The 26,648-nt window shown below is 37.8% G+C and carries 20 protein-coding genes; 14 read left to right on the top strand and 6 right to left on the bottom strand.

The window, feature by feature from the left end; translation table 11 throughout:
* Nucleotides 1-17: 17 nt before the first annotated feature.
* From CH361_RS03235 to gatB, 5 genes are all read left to right on the top strand, one after another.
* Nucleotides 18-2,132 (top strand): adenylate/guanylate cyclase domain-containing protein, encoded by a 2,115-nt coding sequence (locus CH361_RS03235; RefSeq protein ID WP_100789358.1) that lies wholly within the window; start codon nucleotides 18-20, stop codon nucleotides 2,130-2,132.
* On the top strand, nucleotides 2,120-4,264 hold the full coding sequence (locus CH361_RS03240; RefSeq protein WP_100789359.1) for an adenylate/guanylate cyclase domain-containing protein: 2,145 nt from the start codon (nucleotides 2,120-2,122) through the stop codon (nucleotides 4,262-4,264). The genes CH361_RS03235 and CH361_RS03240 overlap by 13 nt, the downstream gene beginning before the upstream one ends.
* An 85-nt stretch (nucleotides 4,265-4,349) precedes the next feature.
* A complete protein-coding gene (locus CH361_RS03245; protein ID WP_100789360.1) occupies nucleotides 4,350-5,825 on the top strand; it encodes an aldehyde dehydrogenase family protein in 1,476 nt (491 codons plus the stop codon).
* A gap of 193 nt (nucleotides 5,826-6,018) precedes the next feature.
* Nucleotides 6,019-7,122, top strand: a complete 1,104-nt coding sequence (locus tag CH361_RS03250; RefSeq protein WP_100789361.1) for a bacteriohemerythrin — start codon at nucleotides 6,019-6,021, stop codon at nucleotides 7,120-7,122.
* 59 nt (nucleotides 7,123-7,181) lie between these two features.
* A complete protein-coding gene (gene gatB / locus CH361_RS03255; RefSeq protein ID WP_100789362.1) occupies nucleotides 7,182-8,645 on the top strand; it encodes an Asp-tRNA(Asn)/Glu-tRNA(Gln) amidotransferase subunit GatB in 1,464 nt (487 codons plus the stop codon).
* 73 nt (nucleotides 8,646-8,718) lie between these two features.
* Here the strand turns inward: gatB and CH361_RS03260 are convergent, their stop codons facing one another.
* Genes CH361_RS03260 through cobT form a run of 3 tightly spaced genes read right to left on the bottom strand, consistent with a single transcriptional unit; the run spans nucleotide 8,719 to nucleotide 11,186 of the window.
* The gene (locus CH361_RS03260) at nucleotides 8,719-9,312 is read right to left on the bottom strand and encodes a histidine phosphatase family protein (RefSeq protein ID WP_100789363.1); all 594 of its coding nucleotides are present in this window, start codon (nucleotides 9,310-9,312) and stop codon (nucleotides 8,719-8,721) included.
* Nucleotides 9,297-10,124: an adenosylcobinamide-GDP ribazoletransferase gene (locus tag CH361_RS03265; RefSeq protein ID WP_100789364.1), complete on the bottom strand. Its 828-nt coding sequence runs from the start codon at nucleotides 10,122-10,124 to the stop codon at nucleotides 9,297-9,299. Before CH361_RS03265 ends, CH361_RS03260 begins: the two co-directional genes overlap by 16 nt.
* Nucleotides 10,125-10,130: 6 nt before the next feature.
* Nucleotides 10,131-11,186, bottom strand: a complete 1,056-nt coding sequence (cobT, locus tag CH361_RS03270) for a nicotinate-nucleotide--dimethylbenzimidazole phosphoribosyltransferase (RefSeq protein WP_100789448.1) — start codon at nucleotides 11,184-11,186, stop codon at nucleotides 10,131-10,133.
* A gap of 163 nt (nucleotides 11,187-11,349) precedes the next feature.
* On the opposite strand from cobT, the gene dnaE reads away from it, so the two are divergent.
* The 3 genes from dnaE (at nucleotide 11,350) to CH361_RS03285 (ending at nucleotide 17,933) form a co-directional block, all read left to right on the top strand.
* Entirely contained in the window at nucleotides 11,350-14,850 is a 3,501-nt protein-coding gene (gene dnaE / locus CH361_RS03275) for a DNA polymerase III subunit alpha (protein WP_100789365.1), read from the top strand.
* Nucleotides 14,851-14,856: 6 nt separating this feature from the next.
* Nucleotides 14,857-15,957, top strand: coding sequence for an AraC family transcriptional regulator (locus CH361_RS03280; protein ID WP_100789366.1), 1,101 nt, complete (start codon nucleotides 14,857-14,859; stop codon nucleotides 15,955-15,957).
* Nucleotides 15,958-16,034: 77 nt separating this feature from the next.
* Nucleotides 16,035-17,933, top strand: a complete 1,899-nt coding sequence (locus CH361_RS03285) for an AMP-dependent synthetase/ligase (protein ID WP_100789367.1) — start codon at nucleotides 16,035-16,037, stop codon at nucleotides 17,931-17,933.
* A 39-nt stretch (nucleotides 17,934-17,972) separates the two neighbouring features.
* Here CH361_RS03285 and CH361_RS03290 read toward each other — a convergent pair whose 3' ends face one another.
* On the bottom strand, nucleotides 17,973-18,887 hold the full coding sequence (locus tag CH361_RS03290) for a M23 family metallopeptidase (RefSeq protein WP_100789368.1): 915 nt from the start codon (nucleotides 18,885-18,887) through the stop codon (nucleotides 17,973-17,975).
* A gap of 45 nt (nucleotides 18,888-18,932) precedes the next feature.
* Between CH361_RS03290 and CH361_RS03295 the strand changes: the two genes are divergently transcribed.
* The 4 genes from CH361_RS03295 to CH361_RS03310 are packed head-to-tail and all read left to right on the top strand — an operon-like array spanning nucleotide 18,933 to nucleotide 23,119.
* On the top strand, nucleotides 18,933-19,850 hold the full coding sequence (locus CH361_RS03295) for a sigma-70 family RNA polymerase sigma factor (protein WP_100789369.1): 918 nt from the start codon (nucleotides 18,933-18,935) through the stop codon (nucleotides 19,848-19,850).
* A 36-nt stretch (nucleotides 19,851-19,886) separates the two neighbouring features.
* The gene (locus CH361_RS03300; RefSeq protein WP_100789370.1) at nucleotides 19,887-20,597 is read left to right on the top strand and encodes a hypothetical protein; all 711 of its coding nucleotides are present in this window, start codon (nucleotides 19,887-19,889) and stop codon (nucleotides 20,595-20,597) included.
* A gap of 12 nt (nucleotides 20,598-20,609) precedes the next feature.
* Nucleotides 20,610-22,427: a CHAT domain-containing protein gene (locus tag CH361_RS03305; RefSeq protein WP_100789371.1), complete on the top strand. Its 1,818-nt coding sequence runs from the start codon at nucleotides 20,610-20,612 to the stop codon at nucleotides 22,425-22,427.
* Nucleotides 22,424-23,119, top strand: a complete 696-nt coding sequence (locus tag CH361_RS03310) for a hypothetical protein (protein WP_100789372.1) — start codon at nucleotides 22,424-22,426, stop codon at nucleotides 23,117-23,119. The genes CH361_RS03305 and CH361_RS03310 overlap by 4 nt, the downstream gene beginning before the upstream one ends.
* A 53-nt stretch (nucleotides 23,120-23,172) precedes the next feature.
* Here CH361_RS03310 and CH361_RS03315 read toward each other — a convergent pair whose 3' ends face one another.
* Complete coding sequence (locus CH361_RS03315; RefSeq protein WP_100789449.1) at nucleotides 23,173-23,439, bottom strand: sigma-54 down-regulated protein; 267 nt, start codon at nucleotides 23,437-23,439, stop codon at nucleotides 23,173-23,175.
* A gap of 122 nt (nucleotides 23,440-23,561) precedes the next feature.
* Between CH361_RS03315 and mtnA the strand changes: the two genes are divergently transcribed.
* The gene (gene mtnA / locus CH361_RS03320) at nucleotides 23,562-24,635 is read left to right on the top strand and encodes an S-methyl-5-thioribose-1-phosphate isomerase (protein ID WP_100789373.1); all 1,074 of its coding nucleotides are present in this window, start codon (nucleotides 23,562-23,564) and stop codon (nucleotides 24,633-24,635) included.
* The gene (gene msrA, locus CH361_RS03325) at nucleotides 24,632-25,141 is read left to right on the top strand and encodes a peptide-methionine (S)-S-oxide reductase MsrA (RefSeq protein ID WP_100789374.1); all 510 of its coding nucleotides are present in this window, start codon (nucleotides 24,632-24,634) and stop codon (nucleotides 25,139-25,141) included. The genes mtnA and msrA overlap by 4 nt, the downstream gene beginning before the upstream one ends.
* Nucleotides 25,142-25,155: 14 nt before the next feature.
* On the opposite strand, the gene CH361_RS03330 is transcribed toward msrA, so the two are convergent.
* On the bottom strand, nucleotides 25,156-26,637 hold the full coding sequence (locus CH361_RS03330) for a DUF342 domain-containing protein (RefSeq protein WP_100789375.1): 1,482 nt from the start codon (nucleotides 26,635-26,637) through the stop codon (nucleotides 25,156-25,158).
* Nucleotides 26,638-26,648 lie beyond the last annotated feature (11 nt).

Here is a 26,648-nt window from a genome sequence, read left to right on the forward strand (position 1 = left end):
GTCTCTGAAGGTTAGGGATGACCCGCCAGAAACTAATCTACCTTTCCATTGCACTTTTGACAACAGCTTGTCGTATGGTTGCTCCCTCTCCCCAAATCCATTCGGGGGAGTTGGATTTACAAACCTTTCCTTTCGAGTCGGGGTCTGCTCTTGCCCTCCAAGGGGATTGGAAATTTTTTCCGGCAAAATTTGACGTATCTCAAGAGGCGACACCACCCACTCACCTACCAGTTCCAGCTCTTTGGAATCAAGTTCCTTTGCGTTCGGGGTTTCCTGATGGAAAGGGATTTGGTACTTATGTCCTTGATATCAAACTCCCAGAAGAGAGTCAGATTTACTCGGTATATGTACCTGAGGTGCGAACGGCATTTAAACTAACGGCAGGTAACAGAAGTTTGATGTCCGGTGTTCCTGGGATTAATAAAGAAACTACGCAACCCAGTGCCTGGGGTCAAAGTTTTACCATCACTGCAAAAAATAATCTGCAAATTCGTATTGAGGTAAGTAACTTCCATCACAAAGAAGGTGGTCTTCCCAGCGCCCCGATTTTTGGCCTCGGTGAAACGGTTCAAAATTATATTTTAGCGCAGAGTATGTTGGATTTAGCATTAACAGGCGCTATATTCATGTTTGGTTTGTATCATTTTATTTTATTTTTCTATAGAAGTAAACAAAGAGAAGCATTCTATTTTGGATTTTTCTGTTTGGTTTTTGCAGCAAGGATTCCCTTTATCGGTAGTAAAACCATATATGCCGTTTTTCCCAATATTCCTTGGGATCTGGTAATTTATGTTGAATACGCTTCCGTTTTTGTTTTAGGAATTTTGTTTTTATGGTTTGTCGATGGCCTTTTCCCTCGTTTTATTGATACAAAATTAATTTTATACTTCAGTGCTTACGTACAGTTTATGTTAGTTTACGGACTAATCATCAAACCAGAAGTGTATACACAGTTTGAAGTGATTTTTCAAATATTGGGAATTGTTTATGCAGTATTTTTAGGAATTCGTTTGTTTCAAATGATGCGGAGAGGGTTACCTGATGCAGGCATTTTCTTTTTTGGGTATTTGATTTTGTTTTTTGGATTTGTTTACGATGTGTTCCTTGCTTATAATGGTGAAGGAGATTCTACTTTATCGCAAATTGCGGTTTTTCTGTTTTTTGGTGTTCAGTCCACCATTGTTACACTTCGTACAGCAAGGAATTTTCGTAAAAAAGTTTCATTAAAAGATGAATTTGAGTCCATCAATGAAGAGTTTATTTTAACAAATCGTTTTTATGCAAAATTTATCCCTCGAGATTTTTTAACTCACTTAGGTAAAGAAAGTATCGAAGAGGTGAGGTTAGGTGATAGTAGCGAAAGAGAAATGACCATTTTGTTTGCGGACATTTGGGAATATTGGGATATTATGTATTCCATTCCTCTTGAGAACAAAATGTTATTTACCAATTCTTATTTGGGAAGGATTGGTCCATGCGTTAGAAAAAACAATGGCTTCATTGATAAATACATTGGAAGTGCCATCATGGCTCTGTTTGATGGCGGAATTCAAAATTCCATTAAAGCCGCAGAAGACATTCAGTGGGAATTGGAAAAATACAACGAACGCAGAAGGAGTTTTGGTTATATACCACTCCATGCAGGTATTGGTATTCATTCCGGTGATACGATGTTAGGGATTTTAGGAGAAGAAGAACGGATTGAGTCAACAGTAATTGCCGATACTGTCAATCTCTCTAGTCGGATTCAGGGGTTAACAAAAAAATACGGCGCAAGGATTCTTGTGAGTTTAACTTCACTGATGTTGCATGAAGATTTGGATACAATTCCCTATCGAATTTTAGATTTTGTTCGTGTAAAAGGAAAACAGGAAACTGTAATGATTGCGGAGGTTTTGATTTCCGGTATCGATTCTATTTCTGATAAAAAAATTGAAAATAAAGAACAATTCGAGGCAGCAATTTTTGATTATGAACGTGCTGATTTTGTTTCTGCGTTAGAAAAATTTCGCGAAGTATTTGTGAATAATCCAGAAGATTTGGCTGCACAAATTTATATTGAAAGATGTGAGTATTACCAAACCGCAGGTGTGGGTGAAGATTGGGACGGGGTATCTGCATGGGAAAAATAGTTAAATTCATCCCATTTTTTGGTAATTTTGTTTTTTGTGGTTTAGTATTTTTTTCCTGTAATTTAAGCACTTCTCCTGAAGCAGTGAAAGGATATCTGGAGCTACCTACTGACTTTATAACTAATCATAAAAAACTTTCAACAAATGGTGAATGGGAATTCTATTGGGGCGAGGTTTATGGCGAACGTTTGTTTGAAAAGATTAAAGAACCTAACAAAACTTATGTCAAGGTTCCTTCTTCCTGGAATTCTTATCGTCCAGAGGGAGAGGGTGGAGATGGTTTTGCTACATTTCGTTTAACTCTAAAGATACCAGATCCAAAAATTCGTTATTATCTTCGTGTCCAACCCGCCACTAGTTCTTATGAACTCTATATCAATCGACAAAAGATTGCAAACTCAGGTAAAGTGGGAACTAACGAATTCGAAGCCGTTCCAAAATACCAAATTCAATATGTATCCTTTCAGCCAGAAGATTACCAACAAGAAATACTTTTTGTTGTAAGTAACTATCATCATGCTCGTGGTGGATATAGAAAACCAATCGAAATCGGAACTAAAGAAGTCATTCAAAACGAATCACTAATTTATTCAGCTGGAGAGGTTTTTATTTTTGGCGCTATGTTAACTATGGCGTTATACCAGCTAACAGTGTTTTTGTTTAGAAGGGAAGAAAAAAGTTCTCTTTTCTTTGCTTTGTTCTGTATGTTTACAGGACTTCGATTAATTCTGCTAGATAACTTTTATATCATTTATGCTATACCTGATTTTTCCTGGCATTGGATGCAGGTATTGGATTATATATCGGCACCACTTCTTGTTTGTTTTTTCTTAGGGTATTTAAAGAGTTTATTTCCTGGTCGTTCGGAAGTCCCTAAGTGGATGATATATTCTTCTTGGGGGATTAGTTTTTGTTTTGTATCCTTTGTGGTTTTAACGGAAGCAAAGTTATTTACCAAGGCAAATATTTTTTCTCAAGTGATAATGTTCTTTTTTAGTATTTGTTCTTTATATGTTATTCTTAAAATTTATCGCCAAAGGAAAAGAGATAGTAGTTTAGTTTTTTACGGATCTTTGTTGCTTTTGGTTGGATCTACGCATGATTTGATGGCAGGAAACTATTGGTTTCAATCCCAACCTCTTATGCCATTTTCTTTATTTGTTTTCTTTTTATTTCAGAGTATACTACTTGCGAGAAGAAATGCTCGGTTTTATTCTTCGATGGATACTTTAACAAATGAACTTATTGAAGTAAATAATCGCTTAGAAGCATCTAATAAGGTTTATGCGAAGTTTGTACCTTTACGCCTTATCCAATTGTTTGCAAAAGTTACAAAATCAAAAGTCAAACGCGGCGATTTTATTGTAAAACAAATGTCTGTTTTGTCCTCAGATATTCGAGATTTTACCGCAATCTCAGAAACGTTAAGCCCTGAAGAAACATTTCTTTTTTTAAATGATTATTTGCGACAAGTAGGGCCTACAATTCGATCTCATAACGGATTTATTGAAAAATATGTTGGGGATGCAATTTTTGCTCTGTTTGAAAAACAACCTGAAGATGCTTTATTTGCTGCGATAGAGATGCACAAAACGATTGCAAGGTGGAATAAGGAAACCAGACCTCACCGAGTTGGGAATATCCAAATTGGTGTCGGGATTCATTTTGGTGAACTAATGTTAGGAATTATCGGAGAGGAACAAAGGATTGAATCGGCTGTTTTATCAGACTCCATGGGTGTAGCCAATTCATTGGAATCTATGACTAAAAAATATGGTGCAAAAATCATTATTAGTTTAGATGCCTTACTCGAATTACAACATCCAGATTCTTATCCACATAGAATTTTGGATTTTATTCAAATTCCAGCAAAACAAAAGTTAATCGGGATAGCGCAAGTGTTAGTGGAAGGTGTGGAAGAGTCTTTTGATTTGAAACTGAAAACCAAAGAACAATTTGAAGCAAGTGTGAATCTTTTTTGGGATGGTGAATTCACAAAGGCAGGGGATGGTTTTCGGGCTGTTGTTGGAATCGACCCTTCCGACAAAGCGGCGAAACTATACCTGGAACGGACTGAAATGTATGCACAAAATGGCCCTCCACCAGGATTCGGGAAAGGATTTTTGGCATAAAAAAGACATAGATTCGCCCCGTTTCGCGAAAAAGTTCTTGAACTTCCTTTCTAAATGAACGAGAGTCAGTAATACGGAGATTCCCATGACCCAAGCCACTCTCACCCAAGCCTCTAATTCTGGAAAGGCTGTGATCCAAACAAAAAGTTTTACTCCATCTGATATTGACCGCATTTTCCAAGCGCAGAAGAAAAAGTCTTTGGAACTGCGTTTGTCGAATTTCAAAACGCGGATTCTTAAATTAAAGAAATTAAAAAATGCCGTCCTGAAATACCAAAAAGAAATCCAAACGGCTCTTCATTCCGATTTCAAAAAATCTCCTGGGGAAGTTGATATTACAGAAATCCTTCCTACCATTGCAGAAATCAACGATGCAATTCGCCATGTAAAACATTGGATGCGCCCAAAAAACGTGATGACTCCACCGACCCTACTTGGTGCGACTAGTCGCATTGTTTATGAACCTAAGGGAGTTTGCCTCATCATTGCTCCTTGGAACTATCCGTTCCATCTTGCCATTGCTCCTTTGGCTGCTGCGATTGCGGCGGGCAATACTGTCATGTTGAAACCATCTGAATTCACTCCTCATACTGCAGATGTCATTAAGGCAATGTTAAGTGAGGTGTTTTTAGAAGATGAGGTAGCTGTATTTGAAGGTGATGTTTCTGTTGCCACTGCGTTATTAGAGGCACCATTTGATCATATCTTTTTTACAGGATCTACTCCTGTTGGAAAAATTGTTATGGCTGCTGCTGCAAAAAATCTTACAAGCGTCACGCTAGAGTTAGGTGGTAAGTCTCCTTCCATTATTGCAGAAGATGCCGATATGAAAGTCGCCGCAGAAAGAATTATGTGGGGAAAATTTCTAAATGCAGGACAAACCTGCGTGGCTCCTGATTATCTTTTGATTCCGGAAGCAAAGGTGGATGAGTTTGTAAAAAATGCAAAAGAAACCACTGAAAGTTTCTTCAAGTCCAAACCTGAAAATTTTACAGCAAGTCCTGACTTTTGCCGTATCGTCAATGCGAAGAATTTTGGAAGGGTTTCTTCTTATATAGAAGATGCAGTCAAAAAAGGTGCAAAAATTGCCTATGGTGGAGAGGTCAGAAGTTCTGATAACTTCATTTCACCAACCATTCTGACTAACGTATCTTTAGATGCTCGTATTATGGAAGATGAAATTTTTGGGCCGTTACTTCCTATTGTGACTTACAAAACTTTGGATGAAGCCATTCACATCATCAACGAAAGACCAAAACCATTGGCGTTGTATGTTTTCACAAAGAAAAGAAGTACATCCAGATACGTGATTAAAAGAACCAGTTCCGGTGGTACAGTCATCAATGATGTAATCCTTCATTTGGTGAATTCAAATTTACCATTTGGTGGGGTGAACCATTCAGGGCACGGTAGTTATCATGGGCTTTTTGGATTTAAAACATTTTCGCATGAAAGATCTGTTTTACAAACGCCTAAGGCATCTATTGCTAAATTGATGTATCCACCTTACTCTAGTTTTGTGAGACTCATCGTGCGGTTAACAACTAAGTTTTTCGTTTAGTCTAAATTCGCTTAAAAAAATGGCATTTCTTGGAGAAACTCTGAGAAGTGCCTTTGTTTGTTCTACTACAGAATCTTGTTCTTTTTATACCCCATTACTGATAACTTTCCCCTTTGGAAACGAATGATAAATATCAATTCCTAAAATGATTCTAAATCCGTGACACTAGAATTGTGGTTATTTTTGTGGAATTATGCAAAAGGATTATTCCGCGCATCTCGATTCCTTACGAATCACTTGGTTAAGTGAACCTTTCCACCTCGGAATTCCCATCATTGATCTTCAACACGTATGGTTGGTTCATATCATTCTCGAATTGGAAGAAACGATCGTGGAATCCGAAAAGGATGGATCTGATGTTGATGTTCATTCTTCTTTCCGAAAGGCCTTAGATTATGTTGCAGAACATTTTACTTTAGAAGAAGATATTTTAGAACATTTTAATTATCCGAAATACAAAGAACATGTACAAGGGCACCGACAATTTGTCGAACGTTTAACAGAAAAATATTACGAAGCAAAAAATAACCAAATGGCAGCTTTGGGAATTTTGCAAATTCTTAAAAAATGGTTATTCCAACATATCTTACATGATGATACCGATTATGCAGAATTTTTTAAATCCAGTGGGGTTGATCTAAAGTCTTATTGTAATGAAATGTTGAAGTCTGGGAAATATCCAATTTCCAAAGAACAACTTCTTATCTATCAGAATATTGTCCAGATGGACACAAGTCATATTGCTCTTCACGAACAGTCGATAGATACTATCCAAGAAATCAGAAATATTTGGAAAACATATAATCTCTCTACTGGAATTCCCATCATTGACTTACAACATGTTTGGCTTTTGAAGATGATTGTTGAGTTGGATCATTCTTTGAAGTTAGGAGATGGATCCAGCGAAACCTTTCAAAAGGTGATCGCTTCTGCCATCGAATATACAAAAGACCATTTTAGTGTGGAAGATAAAATCATGAGGTACTTTCGATACACGGATGTGGTGCAGCATATGAACCAACACAAACGTTTTATTGACTTTATCAAAACGAGAAACGATGAATTTAAACTAGGACATCCGCGGGCTGGTTTGCATTTGGTGCAAGATTTACGAAATTGGCTTTTGTCGCATATTGCCCTTGAGGATAAAAAAATTGGAATTGCTTTTGAAGCTCGTGTTCGGGAGCTTTCTGAGTTCACAAAAAAACTGCACCAAGCTGGCGAAATCGTCATTTCTCGGGAACAAAAAAACCTATATAAATTAGTGATGCAATCGGCTCCCGACCCGTTGGATTGATTTCCCTCGGAAATTGAATTGCCAGGTTCATTTTCCAAGAAAATCCTGTTATCAAAGCCATGGAATACGAAGTCATCATCGGTCTGGAAGTGCACGTCCAGCTCAATACTCTATCAAAAATTTTTTCCACAGCCACAAATGAATTCGGTGGTAGCCCTAACACTCATATTTCCACACTTTGTGTGGCATTACCTGGCACATTGCCAGTGTTAAACGAAGTTGTTCTTGAAAAAGCTGTTCGTGCTGGTGTGGCACTTGGATGTGAGATCACAAGATTTACAAAATTTGATCGTAAAAACTATTTTTACCCTGACTTACCAAAAGGATATCAAATCTCTCAGTTTGATAAACCTTATGCAACCCAAGGTGGAATCCATATCAAATTGAAAGGGGAAACAGAAGAGAAATTCATTCCCTTAACAAGAATTCATATGGAAGAAGATGCGGGAAAACTTATCCACTCGCATGATCCTTCTATCAATCGTTCTTATGTTGATTATAACCGTGCAGGAACACCGCTCATTGAAATTGTATCGGAACCAGATTTACGTTCTTCTGATGAAGCTTATGTTTACTTAAATGAATTAAAAACAATTTTACGATACATTCAAGTTTCCGATTGTAATATGGAAGAAGGGTCTCTTCGCTGTGATGCTAACGTTTCCATTCGCCCAAAAGGGGAAAAAGGGTTTCGGACTCGTGTAGAAATTAAAAACCTAAACTCTTTTAAGGCCGTCAAACAAGCAATAGACTATGAGATAGAATGGCAAAAAGATATGTATTCTCGTGGGGAAACGTTCCGCCAGATGACAAAACTTTGGGATGCGACTTTACTTAAAACCATTCCTATGCGCTCCAAAGAGATGAGCCATGACTATCGTTATTTTCCTGAACCAGATCTACCAACAATTCAAATTGCTGATTCATTCATTGAGGAGATCCGTAAAAGTTTACCTGAACTTCCGAGACAAAAAAAAGAAAGATATAAAACAGAACTTGGACTTCCTGATTACGATGCAGAAGTATTAACAAGCGAACGTGAAATTGCTGAATACTTTGAACAAGCTCTTCTTATTTCTGGTGATGCTAAAAAAACATCCAACTGGGTAAAAGATGAAATTCTTGGAATCGTAAACAAAGAGAACATTTCCATAGAAGAATTTGCTATTGATCCTGTACGTATTGGTAAACTTGTGAAACTCATCAATTCAGGGGAGATCACAGGAAAAATTGCAAAATCAATTTTTGAAGATATGTTAACTTCTAAGGACCAGCCAGAAGCCATTGTGGAAACAAAAGGTTTAAAAGTGGTTCGTGATGATAAAGCTTTGGAAGAAATTGTTAACCGTGTGATTGAATCACAACCTGAATCTGTAGAGGGTTGGAAAAATGGAAAAGATCGTGTGTTAGGTGCTATCGTTGGTGGAGTGATGAAAGAAACCAAAGGGAAAGCGGATCCAAAACTTGTAAACGAACTGATCCTTGCAAAACTTGGTCCACTTGGGGAAAAAAAGAAAGTTTAAACATTCGTTTGTCTTTTAGGTAAGTCACTGGTGGACAAAAAATGTATAGTCTTTGCCTGCCAGCTAGCGAAGGTTAGGGGAGTTCCAGTTTGTGAACTGACCCAAAATCCACAGGTGACTTGAACGCTTCTTCGTATGGAGTTCCGTTTTCTTTACAAAGAACCGCTCGGATTGGGCCGGAGTGACAAACAACAATTAAGGAAGTCAGAGATTTTTCTTTTTTCCTTTCCCATTCTAATCTTAAAGTTCCATCTTTTTTCCAATCATCGATAAAAGAATCCACTCTGTGGATCAGATCAGTAAAGGCTTCTCCACCGGGAGCTCTTGCATTGACAAAGTCTTTCATCCACGGAATGGTTTCCTTTCTGGGAATATCTTCCCAAAGTTTTCCATCCCAATCTCCAAAATTCATTTCCCATAAACGTTCGTCAGTTGGTATTTCTGAGTGATTTGTTGGTTTCAGATTGTATTTTGTAAGTAATGCTGAAGATAATTTGAGAGCTCTCGGTGCAGGGCTCGAAAGAAAATAGTCAAAGTTAGGTGGCAAATAAGAGAATGTAGAATCGGCAGTATCTTCCACTGGATACTTCAGTGGAAAATCAGTCCTGCCATAACAAGTACCTTTGGGGGCAGTGGTTTCTGGATGGCGGATCAAATAGAGGTCCATATAAATACTCCTGAAATCCAAATACAAGTTTCTATGACTTGTTGGATCGCTCCCAAACAATCCCCCGTAAATCCACCAATCCAACGTTTCATTAATTTGTACATATAAATGAAACAAGGTATAATTAGTAGTGTACTAATCAGAAAGTTCAGGTGTAAGTAGATAAGAAATAAATAGGGAAGTAGGCCAAGTAAACTTGCGAACAAAATTTGAGGCCAAGTGATTTCTTTTGCCATCGGTTTTGCATAACCTTCTTCTTTTGCATAAGGTAGAAGTTTCATCATAAATATAGATAAAAATCTGCTCAACGAATGTGCCGAAATAAAATAAAGATAACTACTGAGTAGGTGATGGTTTTCAGTTGAATTGATAGTGAATTGTAACCCCTTTATTTGATACTGAGCAAAGGATTCAGACACTCCTAAAACTTTTAATAGAATCAGGAGGGATATACCAACGGCACCAAAACTCCCCACCCGACTATCCTTCATGATTCTAAGAATGTCTTCTCGTTTCCAACCACCTCCGATTCCATCACAGAAATCAGAAAATCCATCTTCATGAAAAGCACCCGTAAGAATGAGTAAGATCCCAAGGGAGATCGCAAAAGCCACTGAAGGTCCAAAGAAAGTTTGGAAAATAATAAATACAAACCATTGTAAGGTTCCAAGCAGAATGCCCACACTAGGAGAATATTTAATTGATTTGTGTAACCATTCTTCTTGAAAACCAACCCAACTTGGGGACGGAATTCTGGATAAAAATGATAAACAAACAAAGAATAGTCGAATTTCCGTTATGATCCAGTTCATAGGATATTATTTTGAATCCGTATTACTAACACCAGCATCTGCAAAGGATGCCATTTCGTTTAGAAATTTTACACTAAGTTCAATGAGCGGATAGGCGGCAAGGGCTCCACTTCCTTCTCCTAATCGAAGGTTCAGTCTCAGTAGAGGTCTAATTTTCCAATGTTCAAATACAACCGTATGGCCTTCTTCTTCAGAAAGATGTGAAAAAATAGCATAATCTTGTACAGTGGAATTGAGTGCGAAGGCAATTGCAAAGGCTGCCGTTGTGATAAATCCATCCACAACAAAAGACTTTCTTTGCGATGCAGCCCCAATCATCGCCCCCGCCATCATTCCGATTTCAAATCCACCAAATTCAGAAAGGATCTCTACTGGATCTTTTAATTTTCCTGTTCTTTGAAAAGCTTCCGAAAGGATTTTGAATTTATTTTCTTTTCCGCTATTATTTAGACCAGTTCCTCTCCCAACGAGTTTTCTTAGTGGAATGTCTGTTAAATGAGATAAGATAAGAGATGCTGCTGAAGTATTACCAATTCCCATTTCACCGAATAAAAATATATTTGTTGATTCATATTTTTTTCCATTCAGAAGTTCTACACCACTTAATATGGTTTCCCTAGCTTCTTCCAATGACATTGCTTTTGACTTTAGAAAGTTGGAAGTTCCTTTTCGAATTTTTCTTTGGATCGGTTTTGGATGATTTTCTTCCCAGTCATGATCGACTCCAGCATCTACAACTTCCACTTCGATATGACTATGTTTGGCGAAGACATTCGCACAAGCGCCACCTGACAAAAAATTTAAAACCATCTGCCAAGTGACATCTTTCGGGTATAGGGACACCGGTTCTTCTGTAATCCCATGGTCAGCCGCAAAAAGAATGAGTTTTGGGTTTTTTAGCTCAGGAGAGAGGGTATTCTGGATTTCTGCCAATTGCAAAGCAATGGTTTCCAAATCACCCAAGGATCCCAAAGGTTTGGTTTTATTGTCTATTTTGCTACGGATGGCTTTTCGCAAAACATCCGTTACGGGAGAGATGGGTGGTAGGGAAAATGGTGACATAAACAAAACCAATCTAAAGAAAGCAGAATCCGCTTCCATCGTTTTTGGGCTTGGACGGGACAGGGAGGTTTGGGATTTGGCAATTTGGGCCGAAAAAAATCCAAATTTTCTCCCTTGGGTCGCTTTACGTAGGAACCCATAGGAGTTACTATGTCACCAAGCCATGGAAGATTTCGCCCACCTTCATTTGCATACTACCTATTCCATGTTGGATGGAGCCATACGGATCAGTGATCTCATGAAACGAGTGAAGGAACTTGGGATGAGTTCTGTCGCCATCACTGACCATGGAAACATGTATGGGGCCATTGAGTTTTACAAAGAAGCAGTCAAACATGAAGTCAAACCTATCATTGGATGTGAATTTTACGTAACCCCTTCACGTAGTGCTGAAACCGAACTAGATGAAATTGCTGACGGTGGTGCTTATCATATTATTTTACTTTGTAAAAACGAAGTTGGTTATCAAAACATTATAAAACTAGCTAGTAGGTCCTTCACTGAAGGTTTTTATCGCAAACCAAGGATTGATTATGATCTTCTGGAACGTCATAGCGAAGGACTTGTTTGTTTAACAGCTTGCCTTGCTGGTGAAGTCAACCGAAAGATTTTAGAAGGTAAAGAAGATAAAGCGTATGCGTTAGCTGGTCGTTTGCATGAAATTTTTCGTAAAGAAGATTTTTATTTAGAAATCCAAGATCATGGAATTCCAGAACAACGAATTGTTGCGGAAGCCGTAATGGGTTTTTCTAAACGAACAGGAATTCCTCTCGTCCTTACCAACGACTCTCACTTTTTAACAAAAGATGACAAAGAAGCGCAAGACATCTTACTTCGTATCGGAATGCGAAAGAACATTGATGATGAGATGCGATTTGGATTCAATGAGAACTTTTATGTAAAATCTCCGGCTGAAATGATTGGACTTTTTCCTGATCATACAGATGCGTTTTATAATACTTTAGCCATTCGCGATAAATGTTCGCTTAATTTCCAATTCGGAAATCCTTTATTACCTCCTTTTGAAGTACCTGCTGGTTTTGATACTGATAGTTATTTAGAAAAACTGGTTTGGGAAGGGATCAAAGAAAAATATCAGGATATAACGCCTGTTGTTCGAGAGAGAACCGAGTTTGAAATGCAGACCATTCGGAATATGCATTTTGCTGGATACTTTCTAATTGTACAAGATTATATCAATTTCGCAAGGCGTGCAGGAATTCCAGTAGGGCCGGGGCGTGGTTCAGCAGCAGGATCTATCATTGCCTATGCTTTGGGAATCACCAATGTGGATCCCATCCGTTATAATTTACTTTTTGAAAGGTTTCTCAATCCCGACAGAAAGGACATGCCCGATATTGATACTGATTTTTGTGTGGAAAGACGTGAAGAAGTAATCAACTACATCAAACACAGGTATGGTGAGAATCGCGTTGGTCAAATCATTACTTTTGGGTCGTTAGCAGCAAAGGCTGCTATCAAAGATGTGGCCCGTGTTTTTAATGTTCCTTTTTCTGAAGTGAATGAGATGAGTAAACTTTTCCCTAAAAAATTGGGAATCACCATTCAGGAAGCCGTTGAAACATCTAAAGATCTTCGAGACATCGCAGAAAAGTCGGATTTAAACAAAAAAGTTTTTTATATTGCACAAAAATTAGAAGGTAACTACCGTCAGGTGGGAAGACATGCCGCTGGTGTGGTGATCGCCCCAACTGCTTTGGAAGAAATTGTTCCACTTTCTACGGTGAGTGAACCTGGTCGGGATGGTAGGTCCATTGTCACTCAGTACGACAAAAATATGTCGGAACAAGTGGGACTGATCAAAATGGATATTTTAGGTTTAAAAAACTTAACTACGATCCATCATGCGACCAAACTCATTGAAAAACGTCATGGTGTTTTGCTTGATTTAGATAAAATTCCTTTAGATGATCCGGCAACATTTAGTTTATTACGAAAAGCCAATGTTCTTGGGATATTCCAGTTAGATTCTTCTTCTGGAATTCGCGACCTATTTGCCAAAGCACAGGTACAAAAGTTTGAAGAGATTGCCGCCTTGCTTGCATTATATCGACCAGGTCCAATGGGTTCAGGAATGTTGGATGATTATTTGGATCGAAAAAACGGCAAAAAGAAAGTGATTTTCCCCCATGATAGTTTGGCTGAAGTTTTGGGTGAAACCTACGGTGTTGTCGTTTACCAAGAACAGGTAATGGGTATCTCTCGAATTATGGGTGGATACTCTGTTGGAGATTCGGATGTACTTCGTAAGGCCATGGCCAAAAAAGACAAATCGAAACTTCCCGCGCTGAAAGAAAAATTTGTGAAAGGTGCCATTGAAAAGAAAATCAATGAAAAACTTGCTATAGAGCTTTTTGAACAGTTAGAAAAGTTCGGTGAATATGGATTCAATAAATCTCACTCAGTTGCATATGCGTTCGTAACTTATCAAACCGCTTATTTAAAAGCAAACTATTCCATTGAATACTTAACTGCGCTTTTGTCGGGAGATCATTCTAAGATTACGGATGTAGTGAAATACATCAACAACGCAAAAGAAATGGGAATCCGAATTTTAGGTCCTGATGTCAAGGAATCAGGAATTTCCTTTGAAATCACTGATGATAAAACGGTAAGATTTGGTCTTTCTTCTATCAAAGGGGTTGGGGAACTTGCAGCAGAGAATATTATCTCTAATAGAAATTCTACAAGTGGCGGATACAAACAGTTAAGTGATTTCACAAAGAAATTAGATACGAGACTTGCAAACAAAAAGGTTTTAGAATCACTCGCACAAGGCGGGGCCTTTGATTCATTTGGTTATTCAAGGAAAACGGTTTTTGAATCCACCGATATCATTCTCAGTTATGCCAACAAAAAACAAGCAGAAGAAAAAGAAGGTCAGTTTTCTTTATTTGGGGGAGTGAACGGAGGCGGAGAAGAAGATCTCAATCTACCGAAAGACGGAATTGAATGGAGTGGAGACGAATTACTTCGCAGAGAAAAGGAAACAACAGGCCTTTATCTTTCAGGGCATCCACTTGATAAATTTACAGAACAATTAAAAACTTTAAAACCAACGACTATTGAAAATTTGGAAGAAGTTCGTCCTAAATCAAAAGTAGAAATTGCTGGTGTACTTTCTAAAAAAGTTGTGAAACTCACAAAGAAAAAAGAAGAGTTTGTGAACTTTATGCTCGAGGACCAAACGGGCGAAATTGAATGTGTTGCCTTCCCGAAAACATATGCAGAATTCAAACATCTTTTTACAGAAGACAATACGGTTTTTATTCGCGGAATTTTGGAACGTCTTGATGCGGATGAGTCAGAGTTAAAAGGCCAAATCATCGTCAATAAACTTGAAGAGCTAAATTCTGTAACCATTGAAAAGAAAATGGAGAAAACTCTTCATCTAACAATCAATATGTTGGAAGAAAAAAATAGAGATGTGATTTTGAAATTACAAGATGTTCTCTCTGTACATCGAGGAGCATCATCTGTATTTTTCCATTTGATTGGAAACGGAGATGAGAAAAAAGTCATTCGTGCTCATGACCACTTTTCGATAGAAATTACTTCCGATCTTATGAAAATGTTAACGGACATATTAGGAAAAGGAACAGTTCGTTATACTGTTGGCGAAGAAGTCAGAGTTTACGGATAAACAATTGTGGAACCTAGTTCTGTATCGTTAAGTTTACTACTCGAGTTTCTTTGGATGGGATCTGGTTCTATATTCTGTTTGATCTGGTCGTTTTCTAATTTAATTCAAAACCGGAATGCTTCTGGATTTGTTTGGTCGTTTACCCTTTTTTCCACTGGGCTTTGGTTACTTACCGGAGCTTTTATGTTCACCGGGTTTTATATATACATTCCATCGATTGCTTTAATTCATATTCCCTTTGTATTCCTTTCTTCTACATTACTTTATTTGTATTTAGAGTTTTTGTTTTTGGAAAAACCCATCAAAGTCAAAGTGTATCATTTTATTCCAGCAATTACATCCATTCTTTTTCTAATTCCATTTTATACAAGTTCTGATCCAAAACGATTAGAGCTTTTGAATCAATCAAGTATTTCTGAATATGCTTCTATAATTGTAGGATTAAACTTTGGAATTAAAATTTCTATCTTAGTTTCTGTTGGTTTATTTCTTTTGAAAGAATGGATACCGAATGTAAGATTATCTATTTTCTTTTCTAAAAAAGCAATTTACTCTCTTATTTTTATTCTTCTGATTTGGACTGATCTTTTGCTAGGAAGTATTGGATTTACATTTCAAATTCCTTTTTTTAGAAAACTAAGCGCCTACCTATTACCTGTTCTAATGTATTTTTATTATTTCACCAGGGAACTTTGGACACCCTTTGTAGTCGATGTTCGTGAAAGTATCCAAAAGAATAAATATGAAAAATCAAAACTAGTATCTCTCCAATTAGAAACAATCGATCAAAGATTGTATGAATTAATGCGAGAAAAAGTATACTGCGACGAAGATCTGAATCTTTCTAAATTAGCAGAAATGGCAGAAGTCAAATCCGGCCAACTTTCCGAATACTTTCACAAACGATATGGGTTTGGTTTTTATCAATACATCAATCAATATAGGATCGATGAGGCAAAACGTTTGTTATTAGAATCCGAAGAAAGGTCCATTCTTTCCATTGCTGATTCCGTTGGGTTTAATTCTAAATCAACATTCAACCGTGTTTTTTTAGAAGCCGTAGGTTCCACACCATCCGATTTCCGTAAACAATCAAAATCCAACTAAATATAAGTCTCAAAGAATTCCCCAAGACGACAGGGGGAAAGTTCTTCGTTAGAATGGGTTCGTAACGAGGAAATTCAATGCGAACGATGATTGATTTTTATTTAAACCTTCCGGCAAAATTCGGACACAAAAACGCTTTTGCAACACGAACCGGTGCCGGTGTTTATCAGTTTAAAACTTACAATAACCTGCTTTCTGATGCAAAGGATTTGGCATTTGGTCTAAGGTCTAGTTTGTCCGAACGGGAAAAAGTTGCTATTTTTGCTGATAATGCTTATGAATGGATACAAATAAGTATCGCCATAACTTTGTTAGGTGCAGTTGATGTTCCGAGAGCTTCTGATGTCACGGATCATGATATTTTGTACATCCTTAACCATTCCGAATCCAAGGTTTTGTTTGTAGAAAACGAAGCTGTATTCAAAAAAGTCATTCGTTTGGAATCTGAGTTGGAATTTCTAAAAGAAATTGTAATCATCTATCCTCCGAAAGGCGGAAATCAGGAGATGAGTTCACGAAGAATTAAAATTTCAACCTTACAAGGATTGGTAGCAAAAGGAAGAGAACTTAGAAAAGCTGACTCATCGGATTCTGTGTTTTTAAACAACACAATCAAAGAATCTGATTTGTTTACTATGATTTATACTTCGGGAACCACAGGTACTCCCAAAGGTGTGATGTTGACCCAAGGAAACATCCTTTTCCAATTGAAAAATCTTCCTATCAATCTACAAAAGGGAGATCGAATTTTATCAATCCTCCCTGTTTGGCATATCTTCGAAAGAATTTTTGAAATCTTTAGTTTGTATTATGGAGCTTGTACTTATTACAGTAGTGTACGTACGTTAAAAGAAGATCTAAAATTTGTGAAACCAAACTTTATGGCATCTGCTCCAAGGCTTTGGGAAAGTATATACTCAGGAATTCTCGGCACACTTGCAAAATCATCAGTAATCAAACAAAAGATGTTTCAAGTTGCGATGTTTTTTGCAAAAAGATCTTTTGTTTCGAGACAAATCATTACAGGCAATGTTTTAGATATCCATCCTGTTGTGTTTTGGAAACAGGCCATTCGTTTTGTTTACCATCTATATCGTTTTTTCCTTGTTGGTTTACCTCATTTGTTTTTTGATTTTTTGGTTTTATCGAAAATTCGCAAAGCAACTGGCGGAGAACTTCGTGGTTCTTGTTCTGGTGGAGGAGCTTTGCCTTACCATGTGGATGAATTCTTTAATACCATTGGTATTCCTGTTTTGGAAGGTTATGGAATGACCGAAACAGCACCTGTACTTGCTATGCGGACCTTTGAAGAAATCATTCCAGGTTCTGTAGGAAGGATTTTTCCAAAAACTTTTTTAAGACTCGTGGACCTTCATACTGGTGAAGTCTTTTTAGATACGGAAGTGGGGAAGTTTGTTTTCGGACGCAAAGGAGAAATCCATGTAAAAGGAAAACAAGTTATGGCGGGTTATTATAAAAACCCTGATGCCACAAACAAGGTTTTGGTAGATGGTTGGTTGAATACGGGAGACCTCGGAATTTTTACTGCAAATCATAACCTTCGGATTGTGGGGCGATCGAAAGAAACTATTGTTTTGTTAGGTGGTGAGAATGTTGAGCCAGTTCCTATTGAGTCCAAGATTTTAGAATCGGAATGGATTGATCAGTGTATGGTTGTCGGACAAGACCAAAAGTATTTGAGTGTTCTTGTTTATCCGAATGTTTCTAGATTTGAAGAACCACTCGCTGGAGAATTCTGGAATCAAAAAGAGGTCATTCAAAAAATAGAAACAGAAATTAAAACAAAGGTGAATTCGCAAACAGGATTTAAATCATTTGAAAGAGTTGTTGGTCTTGTGATTTTACCAAAACCATTTGAAGTGGGTGACGAGTTGACTGCCAAACTTTCTTTAAAGAGGCATGTGATCACTGACAAATATAAATCAGAGATCACAAAACTATATTCCAATAACTAAAGTTTAAATTTGTGAGATCTGTTTTTGGATGGTGGGGGATTAATTTCCTCCACTAATTCTTGTAATGTTGATGCTAAAACTTCTTTCTGATTCTTTTCCGCTAAAATCTTTGGTTTGCACCTTGATTACATTTTCCCCGGCTTTTAAATTAAGAACACCCACCAAATAACGATCTTTAAAAAATAAATCATCGAAACTATGGCCTTCTATGGTTTTCCATTTCCCTTCTTCAAATCTCAAGGAGGAAAAGTTGGCTTGTTTGTATGCCTCTCCATTAAAGAGGAATTTTACATCTTTTACACCTCTCCTTTGGCTATTTTTGATCCCACCATCAATGATGCTAACGGTAAGAGGAAAGGCTTTGGAAACATTGATATTGTCTCCATCATTTAGATTTGTAAAATTTTCCCCTACATGAATAAAGAGGTTTGCAATTTGAGGAGGCATCGTGTCCTCCACTGGAGGGAGGTAGGCCAGAGGATCAAGTAGTGTTTTTCCATAGTCTTTTCCCAAAACAAAGTGTAGGTGACCACCTGTCGAATGCCCCGTATTTCCTGAGATTCCAATGGTATCGCCAGCAGACACCTGTTTGCCCGTTCTTACTGTCTCATTCCTTGTCCCTCCAAGGTGGTAATATCCGCTCACATAACCGCTTTTATGTGCCACCCAGACAATATTTCCCGAACCTCGCTCTTCTTCAAAGGGGTCATCTTCCGCATAACGGGAATATAGAATAAAACCCTGACTCATACTTTTGACAGGCTGCAGAACAGAGGAGATATCGAGTCCATTGTGAAAATGATCCTTTCTCGATTCCCCAAAAGTACTTGTGATGAGAGCAGGCAAATCTAAACCCTGGATGGGCCAAACAAACTCGGGTTTTGATTCGGATACAGGTTCCTCTGCGAAAATAAAACTTGCCAAGAGACTCAATACTACAACAATACTTCTCATGTTTAGAGAAGTATCCAGGCGGGTTCCTTTTTAGGAAAGTAGATAATGAAACTCACTTCTCATACAAACGAAGAAATTCTGGAAATTGTAAAGGCCTGCGGTGCGGGTGACGAAAAGTCTCTCCAAACTTTTTTTGATATTTATTCGCAGGATATCTACAACTTCCCCATCCGCGTTTTTCACCTCAGTGAAGATGATGCATCCGATTATTATATTTACGCCTTCGAACGATTGAAAACAGGAAAACGTTTCAAAAGTTTTGTGGGAAAATCTAGTTTCAAAACCTGGTTTTTTTCTGTTCTCCGGAATTTACTCATTGATTGGCAGCGCACAAAAAGAGAAGTCAAAACTCAATCTGTCTCTAAAGTCAATAAAGACGGGAAAGAATACAGTACCATCGAAGACGAACCAGACAAAAGGTCAGAGGCTTTGGCTCTCGCTGTGGATGTTTCCGACCAGTTTCATTCTGTATTATCCACAATCAAAATTGAGAACCGTGTTGTATTCAAATTGTCCTTTGTTTATTATCTCCACTTAGATCCGGAAGAGATCAAATTCGTCGCGGAAAAAACAGATCGTACTGAAGAAGAAATTCGTATCGAAGTTTTAAGACTTCGAGAGGAACTTTCGAACCGCGAAGAAGAAAACTTAAAAATGGAAGATAAAATTACTTCTTTGTATTTGAATATTCTGGATTTAAAGGAACAAAAAAAATCCAAAGCTCAAGGTGATTCTGTAGAAGCGCTCTATTATAAAGAACGTTTGGACCATGCCCTTGCCAAAAAGTACGAACAGAGAAAAAAACTCATCGAGAAAAAGCAGAAGGGACATTTTCTCGTTCGCACCCCTTACCGTGAAATTGCCCGAATTTTAGGGATTTCCGAAGGTGGGGTGAGCGTAACCTTACTCCGAGTTCTCGAAAAAATGCAAAAAAAAATGCATTCTTTGGCTGGCGAGGCCTGATTTCCTTCGTCATATTTTTACAGGGTGGAATTTGACATGGAAAATCAGGGTTTTAACGCAAACGTTCTGGAGCTAGCCAGAGGACTTTTTGTCCGAGGTGAATTTCCGAGTGAGGATGAGTTGCAAAGTCATCCTGATCTCCAAGAAGCCTATTTATACTGTGAGGAAGTTTTTTTTGCAAGCCTACGAGGGGAGACGGTTTCTAGCCACTCTTTCGCAGAGACTTGGGATTTGGCCAAAGCAGAACTTACCTTAAAACAATCACCAATCCCTCTACCTGAATTTTTAAAAGAATATACTCGTAAAAATCTAACTCTACCGGAAAAAAAAGACAGTCTTATCGTTCGTCTGACACAGTCAGGAATCCGGGTGATTGATAGTCTTGTGGAATCTCTACAAATCAAAGAGAGTTTTGAGTTTGCTCCTTCCATGCGATCAGCTTCTGCTGAGGTTCGGTCAGGTGATGCCAACTCTGTTATCTTTGAGGAAACCACTAGCGAAGACCAAAAGTTTTACTACCAAATTGTAAAAGAAAACCAAGGTGAGGTCTATCTTTCTGTCAAAGCAGAGGGAACTCCTGTTTTCCAACAAGTCAACTTGCGTCGAGAAGGAAGGTTTATTCTTTCCAGCAAAATCAATTTAGAAGGTAGCGCCAGTTTTTCGGGGTTAGTCCCAGGTAGTTACACAATTGAGTTTGTGGGTTCAGGCCAATCAAAATCGTTTGACTTGTCTATCCTTCTTGGATAGTTTCATGGGAGCATGCTCTCCCTGATCATAGATAGAGTTGGTAACGTTAATATCTTCAATGTTTTAGAAGATAATCTCCCTGTAGAAGAATCCCACATACAATCCACGTTAGACGACGACCTTATTTTTGAATATTTAGGGGAAGTGGAGAGACTCGTTCATGTTTCTCAGTCTGTTCTTTCCAATCCCAACCAAATTTTAAATGCAGATATCCTACAAGACTTGAAAGTGTTAGGTGAAACTTTTTACCAACAGTTTTTTCCTCTTTCCATCATCGAAAAATTAAAAAATACAACCCGACATAGTATCCATTTTAATATTGATCCGGCTCTTGCTCTCATTCCTTGGGAACTCTTACATGACGGTGCTAGTTTTCTTTCCGATAAATTTCGAATTGGTAAAACCATTCGTGGGGGACTACACCGTCCCACTCGACACGAAAACCGAAAGATCAAAATGCTCATCATTGCCGATCCCACAGAGGACCTTCCACATGCACAAAAGGAAGGAGAGGTTTTGTTTTCTGTACTCAGTCAAAAAGTTCCAACCCATCTTTTGGAATTAGAGTTTATCGGTGGGAAACAAGTCACCAAACTTAAGTTACTGTCTCTTATCAAAGACAAACATATCATTCATTATTCGGGGCATTTACATTTTTCGGATGATTCATTGGAAAATGGTTGGTTGTTATCTGACGGAAAGGTTTTAAAAGCAAGAGAAATCAAATCAACTGGAATCGATACAGATTTGGTTTTTTCCAATTCTTGTATGTCTGCAAAATCAACGGTTAAAAAATTAAACACAAATATCATGAACCAATATGCAGGAGCTTTTTTAACTGCAGGGATCAAAACCTTTGTGGGCACGAATTGGGAAATCTTAGACAACGAAAGAACCATCGATTTTACAGTAAGGTTTTATACTTTTCTCTTTTCTGATAAATCTGTAGGTGAGTCTTTGTTTTTGTCTAAGGAGTTTGCCAGAAGAAACTATCATGCAAATGATTTAACCTGGGCAAATTATGCTTTGTATGGAAATCCGGATTTTTCGATGTTTGTAAAAGAAAGAAGGAATTTTCATTCTACGAAAATTCTAAACCCGACCACTGTTTTAGAATTTTATCCCACACCAATCGCAGTTGCCTATTCAAAGTTTATCAATTCTCATAAATCAAAATCCATTGGGAAAAATAATATTCTAAATTTAGCTAAGTTGTTCGAAGCAATTAGCCAAGTTGTTGGTATGATGGTTTTTAGTGATCATGCCGCACATGCCATGAATAAATCCATTCCCAATAACCCTGATGATGCTGTCTCTCTTCGTAAGTGGTGGGAATTGGTATATGGTTGTGTTTGGGACTTCCAAAAGTTAAAAATCTCTAGTATTTTAGAACTCGCATTGCCTGTTTTACACGAACAAAAAGAAACTATTTTTAAAATCGTTGGTTGGATGAAAGCTTGGGAACGAGAGGAGATCAAAGAAGAAGAGATCGAATCCTACCAAATCATTTTGCAATTCTTTTTGGAAAACATGTTACTTGAGTTCTCGGAACTCGAACGAGTGAGTATTCTTTTGGTTTCTGAAAATCAAAACCCACATTTCTACTTTAAAGGAACCAAACCAACTTATTTGTTTCCGTCCTCTCCAGGTACCAAAGACAAATTACAGGAACAATTTTATAAACACAAAGGAAACCTTGTGCTCGTACATGAAAGTCGTAAGGTAGTCATTCCTTTTCCAACTTACTTTAAAGAACGAAAAGAAACTGGAGAATTAGAACTTGTGTTTAACGGCCTTATGCCATTTGTATCGGGAGCCAAGCAGAGTTGAGTTTATGCCATCCCGATCTAGGTAATGTATCTTGTGGGGCTTGTTGTGGATTATTCAATTTAAAACTACAACCAAAAGAATTTAAAACATTATTATTAGAAAGAACTGAAGAATTTCAATCCACCGTTAATTTTGAAGTTCGACATAGTTTTCCCATTTTTCGTAAAAACAGAGAAACCAAAGAAACCCATATCCCTAAAAAAGATGATATGACTTACAACTGTCCTTTTTTGGGTTATGTAGATACCAGCAAACAGAGAATAGGTTGTATGATTCATCCTATTTTTACGGGAGATCCTAAAAGCCAAAATTTTTCTTTTTACGGAGCCTCTATCTGTCAGGCTTATGATTGTAAAAATAAAGAAAGTGCTTTGGCAGATTTATGGGAGTCTCTTTTTGTCGAAATGGCAAAGGATTCGGTTGAGTATTCTTTTTTATCTGCTGATCATATCTTTGTCGGTGCTTTGGAAAAATTTTTCCAGTTCTCTGGTCTTAACATGGAAAAAGTATTCCAAGACTTAAGATTGGAAATGGTTGATCTATTTCGTACAAGACTTATATCTTCAAAAGAAAAAAACCTTACTTCCTTTGAAATCAACTATGAAAACTTTTCTGATTTAGAGGTGGTAGAAACTTATTTCACAAATGAGTTAGGTGAGTTTTGGAACGAGTGGCGAATGAGGATTCACTAAAAAAATCCCGGATAGTTGTACGTATCCGGGTTTTGATTAGAAATTAAATTTGATTAAGCTTTAGTTGTAACAGATGCTACTTTTGCTTTTGCATCAGCCACAACAGTGTTAGCTTTTCCAACTAAAGTGTCGATTTGAGAAATCCCTTCTTGAAGGTATTTTCGAAGGTTTACAGAAACTTCGCTTTGGTCTTGAGCACCTTTAGCAGCTAGGTTTTGGAATCCAGCGTTGATATCGGAAAAAGCTTTTTCAGCTTCGATTTTTGCAGTATTCACTGCGCCTAGGATGAAGTTTAATCCGTCTTTTACTTGTTGTTCCATTTTCATTTCCCCTTTTTCGGTTCTTATTTTGTGCATCGCACCACTTCTTTTTGTGCGCTGCACATGAATCTGTCAACCTGTTTTTTCATTTTTTTTCGGCACTGTACCAAAAAAATGGATAGATGCCTCATCCGGAATTTTTACCCATCCAGTGGAAATCCACTCATTTAGAACTTCTCGACCAGCGAATTCTCCCAGGGAAAAAGGAATTTCTAAAACTGACCACAGCGGAAGAAACCATCATTGCTATCCGAGAAATGGCTGTTAGGGGGGCGCCTGCAATTGCCATCACAGGGGTTTTTGGTTTGGCTTTGGGCGCCAAATCTATGTCAGGCTTAGTCAGTTCAAAAGAGGTGGAAACCTTACTTTCTTCTATTTTGGAATCCAGACCCACTGCAGTGAATTTGAGTTATGCCATTCGAGAAGCTAAGAAAAGAGTTCAGGAAATCACAGACTGGAACCAAATTGCAAAAATTTGGGAAAACTTTGGGCTTGAAATGATGAAAGAAGATCTAGCAGCCAATAAAGCATTAGGCGAAAATGGAGTTTCCCTTTTTTCTAAAAACCAATCTGAATTTCATATCATCACTCATTGTAATACGGGAGCTCTCGCAACGGCTGGGCATGGCACTGCACTTGGAGTGATTCGGAGTTTACGTGATGCCGGAAAAAAAGTCGTTGTGTATGCGGATGAAACAAGACCTTTTTTGCAAGGATCTAGACTTACTGCTTTTGAAATGATAGAAGAGGGAATTGAGTGTTATATCATTACGGATGGAATGAGTGGATGGCTCATGAACCATCGTAAAATTGATGCCGTAGTGGTTGGTTGTGATCGGGTCGCTGCCAATGGAGACACTGCAAATAAAATTGGAACATATAATTTGGGGATTGTTGCTAAAGAACATGGTGTACCTTTTTATGTTTGCGCCACAAAAGATAGTTTTGATTTGAATTTAAAAACTGGTGACGAAATTCCCATCGAAATGCGTAAAGAATCAGAAGTCACACAGTTTGATTTTTTGAAATCTGCAGATGGAAATTATTTATTTCCAGAAGGGAAAACCTCTCCAATCGGAGCTCGGGCACTCAACCCATCCTTTGATGTGACTAAGTCTCATTTAATAAAAAACTTCATCACAGAATTTGGATGTTTTCCTCCAAATGAGATTTCCCTTCGTCTAAAGTCTGTATGACGGAAAAAGTTATTTTAGGTGGTGGTTGTTTTTGGTGTACGGAGGCTGTGTATCTTCGGATTCCGGGGATCTTGTCTGTAAAATCTGGATATGCGGGTGGTTCGACAAAAAATCCTACATACAAAGAGATTTGCACTGGAACTACAGGTCATGCAGAAGTCATCGAAATAGAATTTGATCCTGAAGTGATTACTTATTCTAAAATTTTAGAAATCTTTTGGGCCTCTCATGACCCAACAACTCTCAATAGGCAAGGAAATGATGTAGGGACTCAATACCGATCTGTTATTTTCTATTTGGATGAAAAACAAAAAGAACTAGCTGTGGAGTCCAAAAGAAAACATGCATTTATGTTTCCAGATCCAATCGTAACAGAAATTTCTCCCGCACCAGAGTTTTATCCTGCGGAAGATTATCATCAAAACTATTTCAGTTTAAATCCACAAAATCCCTATTGTCATTATGTGATTTTTCCCAAACTCAAGAAGTTGGGATTGAATTTGTAACTACGTTTAGGTGATTATTTCCCTTTAAAAGCAGTTAACATTGCTTTTTCTTGGTTAGGGAAAAAGTTCATGACGAAGGCCGTTTGGGCTTTGGTGATTTTTTCCACTTGTCTTCTATACTTAATGACAGCCCCTGGGTGTGCAGTGTTACGAACCACAACTTTTACATTGTCTTGGTTGTAACGAGCACCTTTCAGTTCTTCTATTTTAGCTCTAAGTAATTCAACAGTTTTACTTTTTTTCTGATAAGCATCAAAGATCTCTTTGAACTTTTCTTTTCTTGCATCATCCAGTTTTCCACGAGATCTTTGTACCACTTCTTTAATCTTTTGGATTTCTGGGACAAGGGTTTCTAGGTCACGTTCAAATTCACTGAGTTTGGAACTACCTTCTGTAAAGAGTCTATCATTTCGATAATGAAATCCAACTTCGACAATGGTGTCCATTTGTGCTGTTGAACCGAGAGATGATACGGTGATACCTTGGTAAGATACAATATCAGATCCGATGATGGAAGATGATTCACCAGTTAAGATGATATTTCCCAAACAAAGGATTTTACTTCCTAAAATAAAATTCTCAACAATACAATCACCATCGATTTCTAGGTTTGCGTTTTCGATAAACTTCGTACGAAGGTCACCTTTGATACGAATGACACCTTTTCCTTTGGCTTTCACTCCACCTTTGACTTCTAAGTCTTCACCAACAACTACGTCTGAAGATTCTACGTTTCCATCTAAATACAAAGAACCTTGGCAGTTGACAACGGCACCTTCTTCGATGGTACCTTTCACTCGGATGGTTCCTTCAAAATTGATGTTTCCTGTTCCTAGTCCAATATTACTTTCAATATTTAACTCTGGTGATACGGTAAGAGAGGTATCTGTGGAAAAAACAACTCCACTTAAAGATGCGAAATATTCTTTTAGTTGTCTTCCTGGTTTTTCGGGATCTTCGATGGTTTTAGGTAGGACGTTTTTACCTAAGGTAAGTCTAGGTCTGTCGATTGGATTAGGATAAATAGGATTTCCTAATACGTCAATCCCTTGTTCGCCGGCAACTCCTTCAAACAAAGTCGCAAGTCTTTCCCCTTCTTTTACGTGTACATATTTATTGATATTTCTATAATCTGCAGATCCATCTTCTTTTAGGACAACTCGTTGGGCTCTTGGAAAATAAAATTTAATCCAGCCACTTTCTCCTTGTTTGGCGGGATTTCCCTGTCCGACTACGAAATTATAATCTTCTCTTACTTTTGTGGGATCTTTCAGAATTTTATCGATTTCGATGGCGGCTTTATCAACCTCTTTCATCAAAATCCGATCCCTATGAATTGATGCATTGTCTAGAGCTTCATAAATTAAAATATTGCTCATAGAACCACCTAACAACCAAATTGGTTTTGTTACCAAAGTTGCGGTCAGTCGGTCCTCGGAGATTTGGATTTTCAGTCCCCGTTCCGGATTGAAGTCCGGTGCATTTTTTACGTCCATTCTGTAACAAT

This window comes from Leptospira brenneri, assembly GCF_002812125.1.
Lineage (GTDB): Bacteria > Spirochaetota > Leptospiria > Leptospirales > Leptospiraceae > Leptospira_A > Leptospira_A brenneri.

Bases quoted from the DNA above. Each gene is read 5' to 3' on its own strand.
- mtnA (WP_100789373.1), top strand. From the start codon at position 23,562: ATGCCTCATCCGGAATTTTTACCCATCCAGTGGAAATCCACTCATTTA.
- CH361_RS03245 (WP_100789360.1), top strand. From the start codon at position 4,350: ATGACCCAAGCCACTCTCACCCAAGCCTCTAATTCTGGAAAGGCTGTG.
- dnaE (WP_100789365.1), top strand. From the start codon at position 11,350: ATGGAAGATTTCGCCCACCTTCATTTGCATACTACCTATTCCATGTTG.
- CH361_RS03285 (WP_100789367.1), top strand. From the start codon at position 16,035: ATGCGAACGATGATTGATTTTTATTTAAACCTTCCGGCAAAATTCGGA.
- CH361_RS03265 (WP_100789364.1), bottom strand. From the start codon at position 10,124: ATGAACTGGATCATAACGGAAATTCGACTATTCTTTGTTTGTTTATCA.
- CH361_RS03305 (WP_100789371.1), top strand. From the start codon at position 20,610: ATGCTCTCCCTGATCATAGATAGAGTTGGTAACGTTAATATCTTCAAT.
- CH361_RS03260 (WP_100789363.1), bottom strand. From the start codon at position 9,312: ATGGACCTCTATTTGATCCGCCATCCAGAAACCACTGCCCCCAAAGGT.
- CH361_RS03300 (WP_100789370.1), top strand. From the start codon at position 19,887: ATGGAAAATCAGGGTTTTAACGCAAACGTTCTGGAGCTAGCCAGAGGA.
- gatB (WP_100789362.1), top strand. From the start codon at position 7,182: ATGGAATACGAAGTCATCATCGGTCTGGAAGTGCACGTCCAGCTCAAT.
- CH361_RS03240 (WP_100789359.1), top strand. From the start codon at position 2,120: ATGGGAAAAATAGTTAAATTCATCCCATTTTTTGGTAATTTTGTTTTT.
- CH361_RS03290 (WP_100789368.1), bottom strand. From the start codon at position 18,887: ATGAGAAGTATTGTTGTAGTATTGAGTCTCTTGGCAAGTTTTATTTTC.
- CH361_RS03250 (WP_100789361.1), top strand. From the start codon at position 6,019: ATGCAAAAGGATTATTCCGCGCATCTCGATTCCTTACGAATCACTTGG.
- CH361_RS03315 (WP_100789449.1), bottom strand. From the start codon at position 23,439: ATGGAACAACAAGTAAAAGACGGATTAAACTTCATCCTAGGCGCAGTG.
- cobT (WP_100789448.1), bottom strand. From the start codon at position 11,186: ATGTCACCATTTTCCCTACCACCCATCTCTCCCGTAACGGATGTTTTG.
- msrA (WP_100789374.1), top strand. From the start codon at position 24,632: ATGACGGAAAAAGTTATTTTAGGTGGTGGTTGTTTTTGGTGTACGGAG.
- CH361_RS03235 (WP_100789358.1), top strand. From the start codon at position 18: ATGACCCGCCAGAAACTAATCTACCTTTCCATTGCACTTTTGACAACA.
- CH361_RS03295 (WP_100789369.1), top strand. From the start codon at position 18,933: ATGAAACTCACTTCTCATACAAACGAAGAAATTCTGGAAATTGTAAAG.
- CH361_RS03330 (WP_100789375.1), bottom strand. From the start codon at position 26,637: ATGGACGTAAAAAATGCACCGGACTTCAATCCGGAACGGGGACTGAAA.